The organism is Streptomyces sp. NPDC052101 (assembly GCF_040680235.1).
In the GTDB taxonomy this organism is placed as follows: Bacteria; Actinomycetota; Actinomycetes; order Streptomycetales; family Streptomycetaceae; genus Streptomyces.
Map to the genome: position 1 here is coordinate 56,756 of NZ_JBFAWH010000018.1, position 14,487 is coordinate 71,242.

Genomic DNA, 14,487 nt, shown 5'->3' on the forward strand with positions numbered 1-14,487 from the left:
CCGTCCCCCGGCGCATGGGGGGCGGGGCTTCGTCGTATGCCGTTGCCCTGGTGGGTGGGTGTTTGCGCAGGTGGGAGGCGGTCGAATGGATGTCGCACACATGTTCGGGAATGGGGGTATGGTGGAGGCGGAAGTAGGGAACTGATGTTCGAGAGCCGTTCGGGGCTCACGAGTGCGGGAGGTGTGGGTGCCGGGCTTCGCGCATCTGCACACCGTCTCCGGGTTCTCCCTGAGGTACGGGGCATCCCATCCGGAGCGGCTGGCCGGGCGTGCCTCGGAGCGGGGGATGGACGCTCTCGCTCTCGCCGATCGTGACACCGTCGCGGGGGCCGTGCGCTTCGCCAAGGCCTGTGCGGGGGTGGGGGTGCGGCCGGTCTTCGGGGCCGATCTGGCGGTGGGTGAGCCCGTACGGCGTGATCGTCGGCGGGTGCCCGTGCGGGGTGGGGCCTTTGTGGACGAGTCGGCTCCTCGGGTGACCTTTCTCGCCCGGGACGGGGCCCGGGGGTGGGCCGATCTGTGCCGGCTCGTCACGGCCGCGCATGCGGGGGCGGGTGATCCCCTGCTGGCCTGGTCCGGCAATCACGGTGACGGTCTGACCGTGCTGCTCGGGCCCGCCTCCGACGTCGGCCGGGCCCTGGCCGCGGGCCGCCCCGACCGTGCGGCCGTGCTCCTCGCCCCCTGGCGCGAGGTCTATGGCGACGCCCTGCGCCTGGAGGCCGTCTGGCACGGGCGTACGGGTACCGGGCCCGGTTCCCTGCGGCTCGCCGCCCGTACCGTCGGGTTCGCCGCCGAGCAGGGGGTGCGGCCTGTGCTCAGCAACGCCGTCCGGTACGCCGATCCGGGGGCGGGCCCTGTCGCCGATGTGCTGGACGCCGCCCGGCGGCTGGTGCCGATCGACCCGCGCGGGGAGCTGGATTCCGGGGAGGCGTGGCTGAAGGACGCGCGGGCGATGACGGGGGTGGCCGAGCGGGTGGTGGAGGCCGCCGGGTACCGGCGGGACACCGCCCATCGGCTGCTGGAGCAGACCCGGGCGACGGCCGCCGAGTGCCGCGTCGATCCCGAGGGCGACCTCGGTATCGGTACGGTTCGTTTTCCCGAGGCGCATCTCGTCGGCGCCGGCCGTCGCACCGCCCAGCGGGCGCTCGCCTCACGGGCGGTGGCGGGGATGGTGCGGCTCGGGTACGGCGGCAGGCGTGAGTACTGGGAGCGGATGCACCACGAGCTGGACATCATCGGTCATCACGGGTTCGCCTCTTATTTCCTGACGGTCGCTCAAGTCGTGGATGACGTGCGGGAGATGGGGATCCGGGTCGCCGCCCGGGGGTCCGGCGCGGGGTCGTTGGTGAATCATCTTCTGGGTATCGCGAACGCCGACCCGGTCGAGCACGGACTGCTGATGGAGCGCTTCCTGTCCAGGGAGCGGGTGGTGCTGCCCGACATCGACATCGATGTGGAGTCCGCGCGCCGGCTGGAGGTGTACCGGGCGATCATCGGGCGGTTCGGGGAGGAGCGGGTCGCGACCGTTTCCATGCCGGAGACCTACCGGGTGCGGCACGCCATCCGGGACGTGGGGGCCGCCCTGTCCATGGACCCGGGTGAGATCGACCGGATCGCCAAGTCCTTCCCGCACATCCGGGCCCGGGACGCGCGGGCCGCGCTGGAGGAGTTGCCCGAGCTGAAGCGGCTCGCGAGGGAGCTTCAGCGGGAAGGGGCGCGGTACGGCAGGCTGTGGGAGCTGGTCGAGGCGCTCGACGCCCTGCCGCGCGGGGTCGCCATGCATCCGTGCGGGGTGCTGCTGTCCGACGCCTCGCTTCTCGCGCGTACGCCGGTCGTGCCGACCAGTGGCGAGGGCTTCCCGATGTCGCAGTTCGACAAGGAGGACGTGGAGGACCTCGGGCTGCTCAAGCTCGATGTGCTGGGGGTGCGGATGCAGTCGGCGATGGCACACGCCGTTGCCGAGGTGGAGCGGGTGACCGGGGAGCGGATCGATCTGGACGCGGTGGCGCCGGGGGATCCGGAGACATATCGGCTGATCCGGTCCACCGAGACGCTGGGATGCTTCCAGATCGAGTCGCCCGGGCAACGGGATCTGGTGGGGCGGCTGCAGCCGAGTACCTTTCATGATCTCGTCGTGGACATCTCGCTGTTCCGGCCCGGGCCTGTCGCCGCCGACATGGTGCGGCCGTTCATCGAGGCGCGGCACGGGCGGGCGCCGGTGCGCTATCCCCATCCGGATCTGGAAGAGCCGTTGAAGGGGACGTACGGCGTCGTCGTCTTTCATGAGCAGGTCATCGACATCGTCGCCATCATGACCGGGTGCGGCCGGGGCGAGGCCGACCGGGTGCGGCGGGGGCTGTCCGACCCGGAGTCGCAGGGGCGGATCAAGGTGTGGTTCGCGCAGCAGGCCGCGGCGCGGGGATATGGGGCGGAAACGATTCTGCGGACCTGGGAGATCGTGGAGGCGTTCGGGTCGTACGGGTTCTGCAAGGCGCATGCCGTCGCTTTCGCCGTGCCGACGTATCAGTCGGCCTGGCTGAAGGCCCATCACCCGGCCGCCTTCTACGCCGGGCTGCTCACGCACGATCCGGGGATGTACCCGAAGCGGCTGCTGCTGGCCGATGCGCGGCGGCGCGGGGTGCCGGTCCTGCCGTTGGACGTGAATGTGTCCGGGGTCGCCCATCGGATCGAACTGGTGTCCGAGTCCGGTGTGTGGGGGCTGCGGCTCGCTCTTTCCGATGTGCACGGCATCAGCGAGGCGGAGGCGAAGAGGATCGCGGACGGGCAGCCGTACTCCTCGCTGGTGGACTTCTGGGAGCGGGGGCGGCCGAGCCGTCCGCTGGCCCAAAGGCTCGCCCAGGTGGGGGCCCTGGACGCCTTCGGTGCCAACCGGCGGGATCTGCAGCTGCATCTGACCGAGCTGCACCGGGGTGCCCGGAGCGGTGGCGGCGGCCAACTGCCCTTGGCCGGGGGCCGCAGGACCGCGTCGGCCGGGCTGCCGGATCTGACGCCGGCGGAACGGCTCAGCGCCGAGCTGGGTGTGCTGTCCATGGATGCCTCGCGCAATCTGATGGACGACCACCGGGAGTTCCTGGGGGAGCTGGGCGTGGTCTCCGCGCGCCGGCTGCGCGAGGTGCGGCACGGCGAGACCGTGCTGGTCGCGGGCGCCAAGGCGGCCACCCAGACCCCGCCGATCCGCTCCGGCAAGCGGGTCATCTTCTCCACGCTGGACGACGGCACGGGGCTGGTCGATCTGGCGTTCTTCGACGACTCGCACGACGCTTGCGCCCACACCGTCTTCCACTCGTGGCTGCTGCTGGTGCGTGGCGTGGTGCAGCGGCGCGGTCCGCGCAGTCTGAGCGTGGTGGGGTCCGCCGCCTGGAACCTCGCCGAGCTGGTGGAACTGCGTGCCGCGGGCGGGCTCGACGAGGTGGCGGCGCGGCTCGCGGAGCCGGTGGCCGAGGGCGGGGGCGAGGATCCGACCGGTGGGCGGCGGATCCAGCTGCCGACCGGATACGCGATGCATCCATGGGCCGATCTGCGGCCCGCCGGCCAGGAGGCCGCACAAGGGCCCGCGGCCGTACGGAAGTTGTGGCACCAGAGTCCGGGGAGTGCGGGATGACCATTCTCTGCGTACGTTTCCAGCTGCCGCCGATGTACGAGGCCCTGCCGGGACTGCTCGGGTTGCTGGAGGACTTCACCCCGGTCGTCGAGGCGCTGCCACCGGACGGGGCGCTGGCCGATCTGCGCGGTGCCGAGCGGTACTTCGGGCGCAGCGCCGTGGAGCTGGCCTCGGTGATCCGGGTACGGGCGCTTGCGCGGTACGGCGTCGACTGCGTGATCGGCGCCGGTCCGGGGCCGATGCTGGCCCGCGCGGCGCTGCGGGACGCCCGGCCCGGGGTGACGTGCACCGTGCCCGAGGACCCGGACGGCATCGCGGAGTTCCTCGCCGAACGGCCGGTGTCCGCGCTGCCCGGCGTCGGCGCGGCGACCGCCCGCACCCTGGGCGAGTACGGCCTGGACACCCTGGGGCTGGTCGCCGGCGCGCCGCTGTCCACGCTCCAGCGGCTGATCGGCGCGCGGGCGGGCCGCGAGCTGCGCGAGAGGGCGAGCGGCATCGACCGGGGCCGGGTCGTGCCGAACGCCGTCTCGCGGTCGCTGATGACGGAACGGGCGTTCGGGATCGACGAGCTGGATCCCGACCGGCACCGCAGGGCGCTGCTGTCCGCCGCCGAGGAGCTGGGCGCCCGGCTGCGCGCGATGGAGCGGATCTGCCGCACCCTCACCCTCACCGTGCGCTACGCCGACCTCCCCCACTCTCGACTTCGCTCGAGCGGGGGGACCCCCACTTCGACCCTCCGTACCCGCACCCTGAAGGAGCCGACCGCGCACTCGCCGGCCCTGGCGAAGGCGGCCTACGGCATGTACGAGGCGCTCGGCCTGCAGCGTGCCCGGGTGCGCGGGCTCGCCCTGCGCGCCGAGGGCCTGGCCCCCGCCGACCAGGCCTCCCGCCAGCTCACCTTCGACCCCGTGGACGAGAAGGTCCGCCGGATCGAGGAGGTCGCGGACCGTGCGCGGGCGAAGTTCGGGCCCAGGGCGGTGATGTCGGGGGCGCTGGCGGCGTGACTTCCTTCGCCCGTACGTCAGTTGGCCCACGGCGGGGTGATGCGGGTGCCGTCCGCCAGCTCCGCCTCCAGGCCGATGGAGGTGGTGACCCAGGAGATCGCCGTGTGGTCGGTCGGGTTCTCCACGGCGAGGGTCGCGCCGGGGGTGACGATCACCGTGTCGCCCGCACCGATGCGGTCGGTGCGGTCATCGAGGGTGATCAGGAGTTCACCCACGAGCAGATGGAAGATCTCCTCGCGGTTGACGGTGTGGGCGGGCGCCTTGGTGCCCGCCGGGATCTCCCCGCGCCACGCGCACAGTTCCTTGCTGCCGGTGAGCGGGGTGGCGTAGGAGACGAAGCGGGCGCCGTGGATCTCATGGGTCGTGGACTGCGCTGCGCGGACGACGGGCATGACGGTGGCCTCCGGTCAAGTGGTCAAGCTGATTGACTATATGGTCAAGCTGCTTGACCATCCTGTCAAGGGTGTTTCAATGCCTCCGTGCAGAACTCCGAAGCCATGGCCCTGTCCGCCGCCCTGCTCGCCGTCGCCGGTGACCTCACGCAACGCATTCACGAAGGGGTCGTCGCGCGCGGGTTCGCCGATCTCCGGCCGGCGCACGGCTTCGCCTTCGCCCGGCTCGCCCCGGAGGGGGCCACGGTCACCGATCTCGCCGTGCATCTCGGGGTGACCAAGCAGGCCGCGAGTCAGCTGGTGGACGAGATCGTGCGCAAGGGGTACGCCGAGCGCCGGCCGCATCCGCAGGACGCGCGGGCCCGGCTGATCGTGCTGACCGAGCGCGGCTGGGCCTGCACCAGGGCGGCGGAGGCGGCGGCGGCCGAGGTCGTGGGGGGATGGGCCGCGCTGTTGGGTGAGGGTGAAGTGCGCGCGCTGAGGGAGGGTTTGGCGCGGATCGCTCCCTGTGGTCCGATCAGGCCCGCCTGGTGACGGTCCGTCAGTGTTCAGGCCGCACTCTGGTTACCACTGGAAGTTTTTACTGACGCGTAACTTCACACGTGTGCTACTCACCCGTAACTTGACGAGTGAACAGCATCCTCGTGATCCGGATCACAAGGTAAGGCCCCCACCTCCCTTGAGCCGCAAGGAGATCACACGATGCTGCCCTGGAAGCGAGCGCTCAGACCCCTCGCCGCGCTGCTCCTCACTGCCGCCGTCGCCACTGTTCCCGCCGCAACGGCGGCCGCTGCCGACACCGCCCCCAGCACCGGCTGGAACGACTTCTCCTGCAAGCCCTCCGCCGACCATCCCCGCCCGGTCGTCCTGGTGCACGGCACCCTGGGCAACTCGGTCGACAACTGGCTGGCCCTCGCCCCGTACCTGAAGGACCGCGGATACTGCGTCTTCTCCCTCGACTACGGCCAACTGGCCGGCGTCCCCCTCTTCTACGGCCTCGGCCCCATCGACAAGTCGGCCGAGCAGCTGTCGGCCTTCGTGGACAAGGTGCTCGCCGCGACCGGAGCCGCCAAGGCCGACCTGGTCGGGCACTCCCAGGGCGGGATGATGCCCCGCTACTACATGAAGTTCCTCGGCGGGGCGGACAAGGTCGACGCCCTCGTCGGTATCGCCCCCGACAACCACGGCGCAGGCCTGAGCGGTCTCACCAACCTGCTGCCGTACTTCCCCGGCGCCGCGGACCTGATCAAGGCCACCACCCCCGGCCTAGCCGACCAGATCCCCGGCTCCGACTTCCTCACCAAGCTCAACGCGGACGGCGACACCGTCCCCGGAGTGCACTACACGGTCATCGCCACCAAGTACGACGAGGTGGCCACGCCCTGGCAGAGCCAGTATCTGAGCGGTTCCGACGTCCACAACGTCCTGCTGCAGGACCTGTGCCCGCTCGACCTCTCCGAGCATGTCGCGATCGGCCTGTTCGACCGCATCGCCTTCCATGAGGTGGCCAATGCGCTCGACCCGGCCCACGCCACAGCCACCACCTGCGCGTCGGCCTTCAGCTGACGTGCCGCCGGGGCCTGTCCGACCTGAGCCGCCGGACAGGCCCCGGGCCCTCACCTGCGGTGGGCGCCGCCCCCCGCGCGCCGCCGCACCGACAGGAACAGTGCCGCCGAACCGAGCGCCAGCGCCGCCGCGCCGCCGATCGCGATGGACGAGGTGGCGGAGGAGGCACCGGTCTCCGCGAGGTTCTTCGCAGCTCCGGCCGCCTTCGGCGCGTTGGACGCGGAGGCGGACGCGGGCGTGGGCTGTCGGGCCGGGATGGCTGCCGTACCGTCGCCGCCGTGACCGTCGTGCCGCATCGTCGACTTGTCGGCACCGGCCGAGATCTGCCGGTCGGAGGGCGCCGAGGCCGTCGGAGCGGGGCTGCTGCCCGCGCTCCCCGCGCCGGCGCCGCCGAAGCTCACGTCCGAGCAGGAGTAGAACGCCTCCGGGCTGTCCGAGCGCTGCCAGACCGCATACAGCAGCTGCTTGCCGGACCGCTGGGGAAGCGTGCCGGAGAACGTGTAGAAGCCGCCCGAGGCGACCGGGTCGGTGGCCGTCGCCACCGGGTGCGCCAGATCAAGCCCGGACCAGGCCAGCGGCTTGGCGGGGTCGTAACCGGGCTTGGTCAGATACACCTTGAAGGTCCCCTTGTGCTGGGCGGTCACCCGGTACCTGAAGGTGTACGACCCGCTGTGCACGCTCGTCGCCGGCCAGTCGGCGCGGGCCAGGTCCAGGCCCCTGAACTCGTCGTTGTTCGCGCTGCACAGCTTCCCGTCCGGGATCAGCCTGCGGTGCTGTCCGGCGGCATCGCCGATCCGGATGCCGTTCCAGTCGTACAGCGCCTGCGTGCCGCCGGCCGCCACCGCCGCCTTGCACGCGGCCGACTTCGGGCTCTCCGGGCCCTCCGCGTAGCACTGCGAGACGCGGCTGACCGGATCGCCCATCGAACCGTGCGCGGACGCGGGCGCGGCGGCGAGCACGGTCAGGGCGAGCGGCGGCAGACCGAGCACGGCGACGACGGCGGCCGTGCGACGGGCGCGAGCGGACATGCGGAACTCCTCGAAAGACGGTCCCTCGGTGGGGGCTGGATCCCGTGGGGGTGCTCCGAAGCTAGCCCCGAGAAACCGCGAAATCGCCTGCTGGAGGCGGGTGGAGGAGATCCTTATGGTGGCGTTAAGGGGGTACTCAGGCTGCGCTCAGGTAGGTAGCGTGCGTGCATGATCGACAGGAACCCGGAGCGGGTCCGTGTGGCCGTCGCCGAGGATGTGCCGGCCGTGCGGGCGGTGACGGACGCGGCCTACCACCCCTACATCGAGCGCATCGGGGTGGTGCCGCGGCCCATGGAGGCGGACCACGCCGCGGACGTGGCCGCGGGCAAGGTCTTCGTCACCGCAGAACCGGTCGACGGACAGGTCGACGGACTGGTCGTGATCGAGGCGTTCGCCGACCACCTCTTCCTGGACAGCATCGCCGTCCACCCGCGCGCCCATGGCACGGGCGTCGGGCGGCGGCTGCTGCACTTCGTCGAGGCACGCGCGCGTGAGCTGGGCCTCGGCGAGATCAGGCTCTACACCAACGCGCTGATGTGGGAGAACCAGAGGATCTATCCGAAGTACGGGTACGAGGTGGTGGAACGCCGCGTCGACGGGCCCTACGACCGGATTCACTACCGCAAGCGGCTGGACTGACGGCCCCCGCGGGGTCAGCCGTCGGGCCACCAGGTGCGTGCGATGTCTTTGCGGACCTCGGGACGGACTGCCGGGCGCTCCTCCGCCTCTTCGCGGTTGCGGCGGCTGTCCGTCTTCTTCAGGGGCTTCTGCACGGTTGCGCGGCGCATGGCTGCCTCCTTCAGTGCCTACCGTTTTCCGCGGTGTCACGGAGGTAGACGCTTTTGGGGAGAGTTCCTCATCGGAGCCGGATTGTCAGTGGCGGGTGTCACTCTTTGGGCATGACGAATGCGAACGGCCCCACGGTTGCGGCAGATGTCCCGGAAGTCGACTGGGACGCCGCGGCCGGCACTTTCGACGACGAGCCGGACCACGGCCTGCGCGACCCCGGAACCCGTGCCGCCTGGGCGGCCAGGCTCCGCTCCTGGCTGCCCGAGCACCCCGCCGACGTCCTCGACCTCGGCTGCGGCACCGGCAGCCTGTCGCTCCTCGCGGCCGCTCAGGGACACCGGGTGACCGGTGTCGACGCGTCCTCGGCGATGGTCGAGCGGGCCCGCGCCAAGCTCGCCGGGCACGACGCGGTGGTCCTGCACGGGCAGGCCGCGGCCCCGCCGGTGGGGGAGCGGCGCTTCGACGTCGTCCTGGTACGGCATGTGCTCTGGACGCTGCCTCAGCCGGACACGGTGCTGCGGCACTGGCGGGGCCTGCTGCGCCCCACGGGCCGGTTCGTCCTGGTCGAGGGCGTCTGGGGCACCGTCCACCCCGTCGGCATACCCGCCGACCGGCTCACCGCACTCCTGGCACCGCTGAGCCGGGACGTGCGCGTGGAGCGACTCTCCGGTGACCCGGTGCTGTGGGGGAAGGCGGTGGAGGACGAGCGGTACGCGGTGGTGGCGACCGTGTGAGGGCGGCGCCCGGGTACGGCGGCGGGGGTCGCGGTGGCCGGGGACCTCAGGTCAGCAACTCCGTGAAACCTCCGGCGCGGGCCAGCCCCTCCAGCTCCGTGAGGGCGGCCATGGCGGCGGAGGCGGCCTCGGGGTCCGTCTCCGCCAGCCCGCTCTCGGCGAACTCGTCCTCGTCGAGCCGCCGTACGTCCGTGCCGTCGGCGGACCGCCACAGGTCCAGGTCGAGGTCCTCCACGACCAGATCCCCGCCGCTGCGGACCGCCGGACGCGTGATGTCGCAGTACCAGCCCTTCACGGCGCCGTCCGCGGCGCGGACCTCCTTCACCGCGTACCAGCGGTCCCGCCAGTAGTACTCGGTGAAGAGGTCACCCGGCTCGAAGCGGACGAAACCGAAGTCGCGGACGCCGGAGCCCGCCCAGGGCGCGCGTACGGCGATGCGGGTGCCGTCGTCCTGGAGCAGCTCGGCCGGATAACGGATCTTCGTCCGGCCGGCCTTGACCAGGACGACCTCCAGCTGTGCCGAAGCACCGGAAAGATCAGACGAGTTCACGGACATGGCGTACCTCCGTCGCGCAGATTTCGTAACCGAGCCACTTGTTGATCGCGATCATCGGGGCGTTCCCGGCGTCGTTGCCGGTGAACGCCTCGGTGACGCCGGCCGCGCGGGCCCGGTACAGGGAGTGGATCTTGGTGAGCCTGGCCAGGCCGTGCCCGCGATGGGAGCGGGCGGTGCCGGTCATCGCGCTGGTGTAGCGGCCGCCGTCGGTGTAGGCCACGCTGAAGGCGACCGGCCGGCCCTCGACACATGCGGCCACCGTCAGGTTGCGGTCCAGCAGCGGATGCTTCCAGTACTGCTCGACCCAGGCCTCGTAGCCGGTCAACTCGTAGTCGACGTCTCCCGGTTCGTCCAGCATCGCCTCCGCGTCCAGCTCGAACAGCGGGCGCGGGTCGGCCGCGAAGTCCGCGGCCGTACGCAGCTCGACGCCCGGCGGGGTCTCCGGGACGGGCGGGAGGGCGGAGCCCGCCAGGTCCAGGCGCAGGAAGTGAGCCGACCGGCTGCCGCGATAGCCGTGGCGCTCGGCGAAGGCGCGGTGGGCCGGTTCGTCCAGGACCCAGCTGAGCAGCCTGGTCGCCCCCTGGGCGGCGAGGTACTCCTCGGCCGCCCGCAGCAGGACCCCGCCGGCGCCGCGACCGGTCCGGTCCGGCCGGACGTGGATGTTCAGCAGGCCCTGGCCCGGATCGGTGCTGTCATGGGCCAGATGCACCTGGGCCGTGCCGATCACCTCGCCGTCCTCCTCCGCGACCAGCGGGCGGTAGCGCGCCTCGGGCGGCATGTGGAGGGCGTCGTGACGGACCGAGTCCGCGGTGAACAGGATGTACGGAAGGGCGAGATGGCGGACCCGGGCGAAGCCCTCGGTGTCAGCGGGGACGTCGGGGCGAAGGTCCCGCACGATCACAGTCATGGGGCTGCACCGTACGGGGATACGCGTCGGGGCTGCCTCTCATTTTCCGTCGGGTACGGGACAATCGGCCCGTGAGCCTGAAGATCCGCATCGATGACAGCGCGCCCCCGTTCGAGCAGGTGCGGGCGCAGATTTCCGAGCAGGCCCGGTCCGGGGCGCTGCCGGTGGGATACCGGTTGCCGACGGTGCGGGGGCTCGCCGAGTCCCTGGGCCTCGCCGTGAACACGGTGGCCAAGGCGTACCGGGCGCTGGAGGGCGACGGGGTGATCGAGACGCGGGGGCGCAACGGAACGTTCGTGGCCGCCGCCGGCTCGGCCGCGGAACGTGAGGCTTCCTTGGCCGCTCAGGCTTACGTCGAGCGTGTGCGGCGGCTGGGGCTCACCGAGGACGAGGCGTTGGCCGCCGTGCGGGACGCCCTGCGGGCGGCCTACGGGGAGTAGGGGGTTCAGCGGAGTCGTGCCGGCTCCGGTACGCGGGTCACCCGCAGCCCCGCCCTCCCCGCCGCCCTCCCGAACGTCACCGCGTCCCGCACCGCCGCGCCGCCGGGGTCGTTGTTGAAGTACGCGTAGACGTCCTCCCCCTTGCGCCATGTCGTCGCGATGCGGTCCACCCAGGTCTCCAGGGAGCGGTGGCCGTAGCGGGGCCAGGGGTGGGCGCGGCCCTCGTGGAAGCGGACGTAGCCCCAGTCGGTGGTGCGCCAGAGGGGGGTGACCGGGCGGGCCTGGACGTCCGCCCAGCACAGGGCGGCGCCCCGGGCCGACAGCACCTCGCGCACCTCGGGCGTCCACCAGGAGTCGTGACGGGGTTCCACGGCGACCCTGGTGCCGGGCGGGAAGCAGGCCAGACAGGCGTCCAGGAGGGCGGGATCGGCGCGCAGGGTCGGCGGGAGCTGGAGGAGGACGGGGCCCAGGCGGTCGCCGAGGCCCGCCGCGTGGGTCATCAGGCGGTCGACCGGTTCGGCCGGGTCCTTCAGGCGCTTGATGTGGGTCAGATAGCGGCTGGCCTTGACCGCGACCACGAAGTCCGCCGGCACCCGGTCCCGCCACGTCTCGAAGTTCTCGCGGGAGGGGAGGCGGTAGAAGGCGTTGTTGATCTCCACCGTCGCGAAGAGGCGGGTGTACTCCTCCAGCCACAGCCGCGCCGGGACCCCGGCCGGATAGACGAGGTCCCGCCAGTCCTTGTACTGCCACCCCGAGGTGCCGACGAACAAGGTCACAGCACCATCAAAGCACTACAGATACAGGCCCGCGTCCGCGCCGTCGCGCGCCCCCGGCACCGAGGTCGGCGCCGTGCCCCGGCGCAGCGCGTACAGCTCGGCCAGCGTCGCGCCCTCGCGGCCGACGCCCTCCTCGCTGCCGAGCCAGTTCACCGCCTCGCGGTGGGTCAGCGGGCCCACCTCGATCCGGGCCAGGCAACGGCCGGGGCGGACCACGGCCGGGTGCAGGCGCTCCAGGTCCTCGTTGGTGGTGACACCGACCAGGACGTTGCGGCCCTGGCCGAGCAGGCCGTCGGTGAGGTTCAGCAGCCGGGACAGGGCCTGGCCCGCCGTGTGCTTGGCCTCCCCGCGGATCAGCTCGTCGCAGTCCTCCAGGAGGAGCAGACGCCAGCGGCCCTTGCCCGCGCCGTCCTCCTCGCCGATCGCGATGTCCATCAGATAGCCGACGTCGGAGAAGAGGCGCTCGGGGTCCAGGACGCAGTCCACCTGACACCAGTCGCGCCAGGAGCGGGCCAGCGTGCGCAGCGCGGAGGTCTTGCCGGTGCCGGGCGGGCCGTGCAGCAGGAGCAGCCGGCCGGCGATGTCCTCCGGGGTCGTCTTCATCAGGCGGTCCATGGCGTCCGCCACCGGTGCCGTGTAGTTGGGCCGGACCTCGTCCCAGGTGCCGGCGGAGATCTGCCGGGTGGTGCGGTGCGGGCCGCGCCTGGGGGAGACGTACCAGAAGCCCATCGTCACGTTCTCGGGCTGGGGCTCGGGCTCGTCGGTCGCGCCGTCCGTGGCCTGGTCGAGGACCGTCTTGGCCAGTTCGGCGCTGGTCGCGGTCACCGTGACGTCCGCGCCGCGGTTCCAGCGGGAGACCAGCAGGGTCCAGCCGTCGCCCTCGGCGAGGGTGGCGCTGCGGTCGTCGTCACGGGCGACGCGCAGCACACGGGCGCCGTCGGGCAGCAGGGTGGCGCCGGAGCGGACGCGGTCGATGTTCGCCGCGTGCGAGTACGGCTGCTCGCCCGTCGCGAAGCGGCCGAGGAACAGCGCGTCGACGACGTCGGACGGCGAGTCGGAGTCGTCGACGTGGAGCCGGATCGGCAGAGCGTCGTGTGGGTTCGCAGACATGCCGCAATGATCCGGCAAGGGCGGTCGGCGCGCACGGCATTTCCGTCGCTCGTTCCGGGTGTTCCAAGACTGTTCCGGGTGTTCCCAAGACCTGCCGGAGGCGCCGCCTCCGCCATTACTGTTGCCCCTGATGGGACGACATGGGTGGGATTCGGATACTCGGCGGTGGCGGCTCACCGCCCTGCTCGGCGTCGGCGCGGCCGCGCTCGCCCTCGCGGTGACCTTGTTCAGCACGCTCTCCGGCGCGCCGAGCACGGCCGGCACCACACGTGACGGCGGCAAGGTGCACGGCACCCCCGCGAGCCCCGGCGGGAAACCGGAGCCGTACGTCGGCTGGGGCTTCACCCACACCCAGTACAGCGCCGACGTCGGCGCCGGCGCGGCCACCAAGAGCGTTGCGCAACTGCTCGGACAGAACGGCGGGCTGGCGCAGAACCAGCACATCATGGGCTGGGGCGCCGACAACCCCGAACCGGTCGAGGGACACTACGACTTCGGCGCCCTCGACCGCCGTATCGACTTCATGCGCGCCTCCGGCGGCACCCCTGTGATCACCCTGTGCTGCTCCCCGGACTGGATGAAGGGCGGCAGGGCGGGGGTCGACAACACGGACTGGAGCCGGCCCGCGCTGGAGAAGGCCCCCACCCCCGGCCACTACCAGGACTTCGCCGACCTCGCCGCGACCGTCGCCCGCCGCTACCCGGACGTGAAGCACTTCATCGTCTGGAACGAGTTCAAGGGCTTCTGGAACGACGCCGAGTCCCGCTGGGACTACGAGGGATACACCAAGCTGTACAACCTCGTGTACAAGGCGCTGAAGAAGGTCGACAAGGACATCATGGTCGGCGGTCCCTACCTGGTCATGGACAGCGTCGACCCGCGCGACCAGAACGCCTCCACCGCGCTGAAGGGGCCCTGGGGCGCCATGGACCAGCGGGTCCTCGACGCGTTCTCCTACTGGAACGCGCACAAGGCCGGCGCCGACTTCACCGTCGTCGACGGCTCCAGCTACACCCGCGACGACGATCTGCTGCCCAACGAGTTCGCGGCCACCGACAAGCTGACGGCGGTCAGCGAGTGGCTGCGGCGGCAGACCCGCGATCTGCCGCTGTGGTGGGCCGAGTACTACGTGGAGCCCGGCGACGGCAACGACGGCCGCACCGGCTGGACCGAGCCGCACCGCGTCGCCGTACAGGCCACCGGCATGATCGCCATGGTCAGGGGCGGCGCCGGCTCCGGCTTCTACTGGAACCCGGAGGACAAGGCCGGCTCAGGCTGCCCCGGCTGTCTGTGGACGCCGACCGACGGCTCCGGCGGCGGCAAGGCCCTGCCCATGTACGACCTGGTGTCCCGGTTCGCCAAGGCGTTCCCGCCCGGCACCCGGTACGAGACGGTCCAGGTCGCACCGGATGACGTGCCCAATGTCCGGGTCCTGGCCAGTGCCAGGACGATTCTGGTGGTCAACACCCTCGACCGGGCGATCAGCGCGCAGGTCGACGGCAAACGGTTCGACATGCGGCCGTACGAGGTGAGGTGGCTCGACCGCTGAGCCACCCCGCACCCGTC

At 71.8% G+C, this 14,487-nt stretch carries 15 protein-coding genes; 8 read left to right on the plus strand and 7 right to left on the minus strand.

What is annotated here, in order from left to right:
- The first annotated feature begins 187 nt into the window (after positions 1-187).
- The gene (locus AB0L75_RS28845; protein ID WP_365186442.1) at positions 188-3,619 is read left to right on the plus strand and encodes a DNA polymerase III subunit alpha; all 3,432 of its coding nucleotides are present in this window, start codon (positions 188-190) and stop codon (positions 3,617-3,619) included.
- On the plus strand, positions 3,616-4,623 hold the full coding sequence (locus tag AB0L75_RS28850) for a hypothetical protein (RefSeq protein WP_365186443.1): 1,008 nt from the start codon (positions 3,616-3,618) through the stop codon (positions 4,621-4,623). The genes AB0L75_RS28845 and AB0L75_RS28850 overlap by 4 nt, the downstream gene beginning before the upstream one ends.
- Before the next feature lie 17 nt (positions 4,624-4,640).
- Here AB0L75_RS28850 and AB0L75_RS28855 read toward each other — a convergent pair whose 3' ends face one another.
- A complete protein-coding gene (locus tag AB0L75_RS28855; RefSeq protein ID WP_365186445.1) occupies positions 4,641-5,015 on the minus strand; it encodes a cupin domain-containing protein in 375 nt (124 codons plus the stop codon).
- 87 nt (positions 5,016-5,102) lie between these two features.
- Between AB0L75_RS28855 and AB0L75_RS28860 the strand changes: the two genes are divergently transcribed.
- Entirely contained in the window at positions 5,103-5,549 is a 447-nt protein-coding gene (locus tag AB0L75_RS28860; protein ID WP_365186447.1) for a MarR family transcriptional regulator, read from the plus strand.
- 168 nt (positions 5,550-5,717) lie between these two features.
- Complete coding sequence (locus AB0L75_RS28865) at positions 5,718-6,581, plus strand: alpha/beta fold hydrolase (RefSeq protein WP_365186450.1); 864 nt, start codon at positions 5,718-5,720, stop codon at positions 6,579-6,581.
- 50 nt (positions 6,582-6,631) lie between these two features.
- On the opposite strand, the gene AB0L75_RS28870 is transcribed toward AB0L75_RS28865, so the two are convergent.
- Positions 6,632-7,609, minus strand: a complete 978-nt coding sequence (locus AB0L75_RS28870) for a lytic polysaccharide monooxygenase (protein WP_365186453.1) — start codon at positions 7,607-7,609, stop codon at positions 6,632-6,634.
- 168 nt (positions 7,610-7,777) lie between these two features.
- On the opposite strand from AB0L75_RS28870, the gene AB0L75_RS28875 reads away from it, so the two are divergent.
- Complete coding sequence (locus AB0L75_RS28875; RefSeq protein WP_365186456.1) at positions 7,778-8,248, plus strand: GNAT family N-acetyltransferase; 471 nt, start codon at positions 7,778-7,780, stop codon at positions 8,246-8,248.
- Positions 8,249-8,262: 14 nt separating this feature from the next.
- Here the strand turns inward: AB0L75_RS28875 and AB0L75_RS28880 are convergent, their stop codons facing one another.
- Positions 8,263-8,397 (minus strand): hypothetical protein, encoded by a 135-nt coding sequence (locus AB0L75_RS28880; protein ID WP_365186459.1) that lies wholly within the window; start codon positions 8,395-8,397, stop codon positions 8,263-8,265.
- A 111-nt stretch (positions 8,398-8,508) separates the two neighbouring features.
- On the opposite strand from AB0L75_RS28880, the gene AB0L75_RS28885 reads away from it, so the two are divergent.
- On the plus strand, positions 8,509-9,132 hold the full coding sequence (locus tag AB0L75_RS28885; protein WP_365186461.1) for a class I SAM-dependent methyltransferase: 624 nt from the start codon (positions 8,509-8,511) through the stop codon (positions 9,130-9,132).
- Positions 9,133-9,178: 46 nt separating this feature from the next.
- Here AB0L75_RS28885 and AB0L75_RS28890 read toward each other — a convergent pair whose 3' ends face one another.
- Both AB0L75_RS28890 and AB0L75_RS28895 read right to left on the minus strand, forming a co-directional pair.
- The gene (locus AB0L75_RS28890; protein ID WP_365186464.1) at positions 9,179-9,688 is read right to left on the minus strand and encodes a DUF402 domain-containing protein; all 510 of its coding nucleotides are present in this window, start codon (positions 9,686-9,688) and stop codon (positions 9,179-9,181) included.
- A complete protein-coding gene (locus tag AB0L75_RS28895) occupies positions 9,669-10,595 on the minus strand; it encodes a GNAT family N-acetyltransferase (protein ID WP_365186467.1) in 927 nt (308 codons plus the stop codon). The genes AB0L75_RS28890 and AB0L75_RS28895 overlap by 20 nt, the downstream gene beginning before the upstream one ends.
- Positions 10,596-10,666: 71 nt before the next feature.
- Here AB0L75_RS28895 and AB0L75_RS28900 point away from each other — a divergent pair, with 71 nt between their 5' ends.
- Positions 10,667-11,035 (plus strand): GntR family transcriptional regulator, encoded by a 369-nt coding sequence (locus tag AB0L75_RS28900; RefSeq protein ID WP_365186469.1) that lies wholly within the window; start codon positions 10,667-10,669, stop codon positions 11,033-11,035.
- Positions 11,036-11,040: 5 nt separating this feature from the next.
- Here AB0L75_RS28900 and AB0L75_RS28905 read toward each other — a convergent pair whose 3' ends face one another.
- Positions 11,041-11,811 carry a DUF72 domain-containing protein gene (locus AB0L75_RS28905; protein ID WP_365186471.1) on the minus strand — a complete coding sequence of 257 codons (771 nt, stop codon included), beginning with the start codon at positions 11,809-11,811 and terminating at the stop codon, positions 11,041-11,043.
- A gap of 15 nt (positions 11,812-11,826) precedes the next feature.
- Positions 11,827-12,921, minus strand: a complete 1,095-nt coding sequence (locus AB0L75_RS28910) for a DUF5925 domain-containing protein (RefSeq protein ID WP_365186473.1) — start codon at positions 12,919-12,921, stop codon at positions 11,827-11,829.
- A gap of 130 nt (positions 12,922-13,051) precedes the next feature.
- Between AB0L75_RS28910 and AB0L75_RS28915 the strand changes: the two genes are divergently transcribed.
- Positions 13,052-14,470 carry a xylan 1,4-beta-xylosidase gene (locus AB0L75_RS28915; RefSeq protein WP_365186475.1) on the plus strand — a complete coding sequence of 473 codons (1,419 nt, stop codon included), beginning with the start codon at positions 13,052-13,054 and terminating at the stop codon, positions 14,468-14,470.
- Positions 14,471-14,487: the final 17 nt, after the last annotated feature.

Coding starts and splice junctions, on each gene's coding strand:
- AB0L75_RS28910 (WP_365186473.1), bottom strand. CDS start 12,921: ATGTCTGCGAACCCACACGACGCTCTGCCGATCCGGCTCCACGTCGAC.
- AB0L75_RS28855 (WP_365186445.1), bottom strand. CDS start 5,015: ATGCCCGTCGTCCGCGCAGCGCAGTCCACGACCCATGAGATCCACGGC.
- AB0L75_RS28895 (WP_365186467.1), bottom strand. CDS start 10,595: ATGACTGTGATCGTGCGGGACCTTCGCCCCGACGTCCCCGCTGACACC.
- AB0L75_RS28875 (WP_365186456.1), top strand. CDS start 7,778: ATGATCGACAGGAACCCGGAGCGGGTCCGTGTGGCCGTCGCCGAGGAT.
- AB0L75_RS28865 (WP_365186450.1), top strand. CDS start 5,718: ATGCTGCCCTGGAAGCGAGCGCTCAGACCCCTCGCCGCGCTGCTCCTC.
- AB0L75_RS28915 (WP_365186475.1), top strand. CDS start 13,052: ATGGGACGACATGGGTGGGATTCGGATACTCGGCGGTGGCGGCTCACC.
- AB0L75_RS28880 (WP_365186459.1), bottom strand. CDS start 8,397: ATGCGCCGCGCAACCGTGCAGAAGCCCCTGAAGAAGACGGACAGCCGC.
- AB0L75_RS28850 (WP_365186443.1), top strand. CDS start 3,616: ATGACCATTCTCTGCGTACGTTTCCAGCTGCCGCCGATGTACGAGGCC.
- AB0L75_RS28885 (WP_365186461.1), top strand. CDS start 8,509: ATGACGAATGCGAACGGCCCCACGGTTGCGGCAGATGTCCCGGAAGTC.
- AB0L75_RS28870 (WP_365186453.1), bottom strand. CDS start 7,609: ATGTCCGCTCGCGCCCGTCGCACGGCCGCCGTCGTCGCCGTGCTCGGT.
- AB0L75_RS28890 (WP_365186464.1), bottom strand. CDS start 9,688: ATGTCCGTGAACTCGTCTGATCTTTCCGGTGCTTCGGCACAGCTGGAG.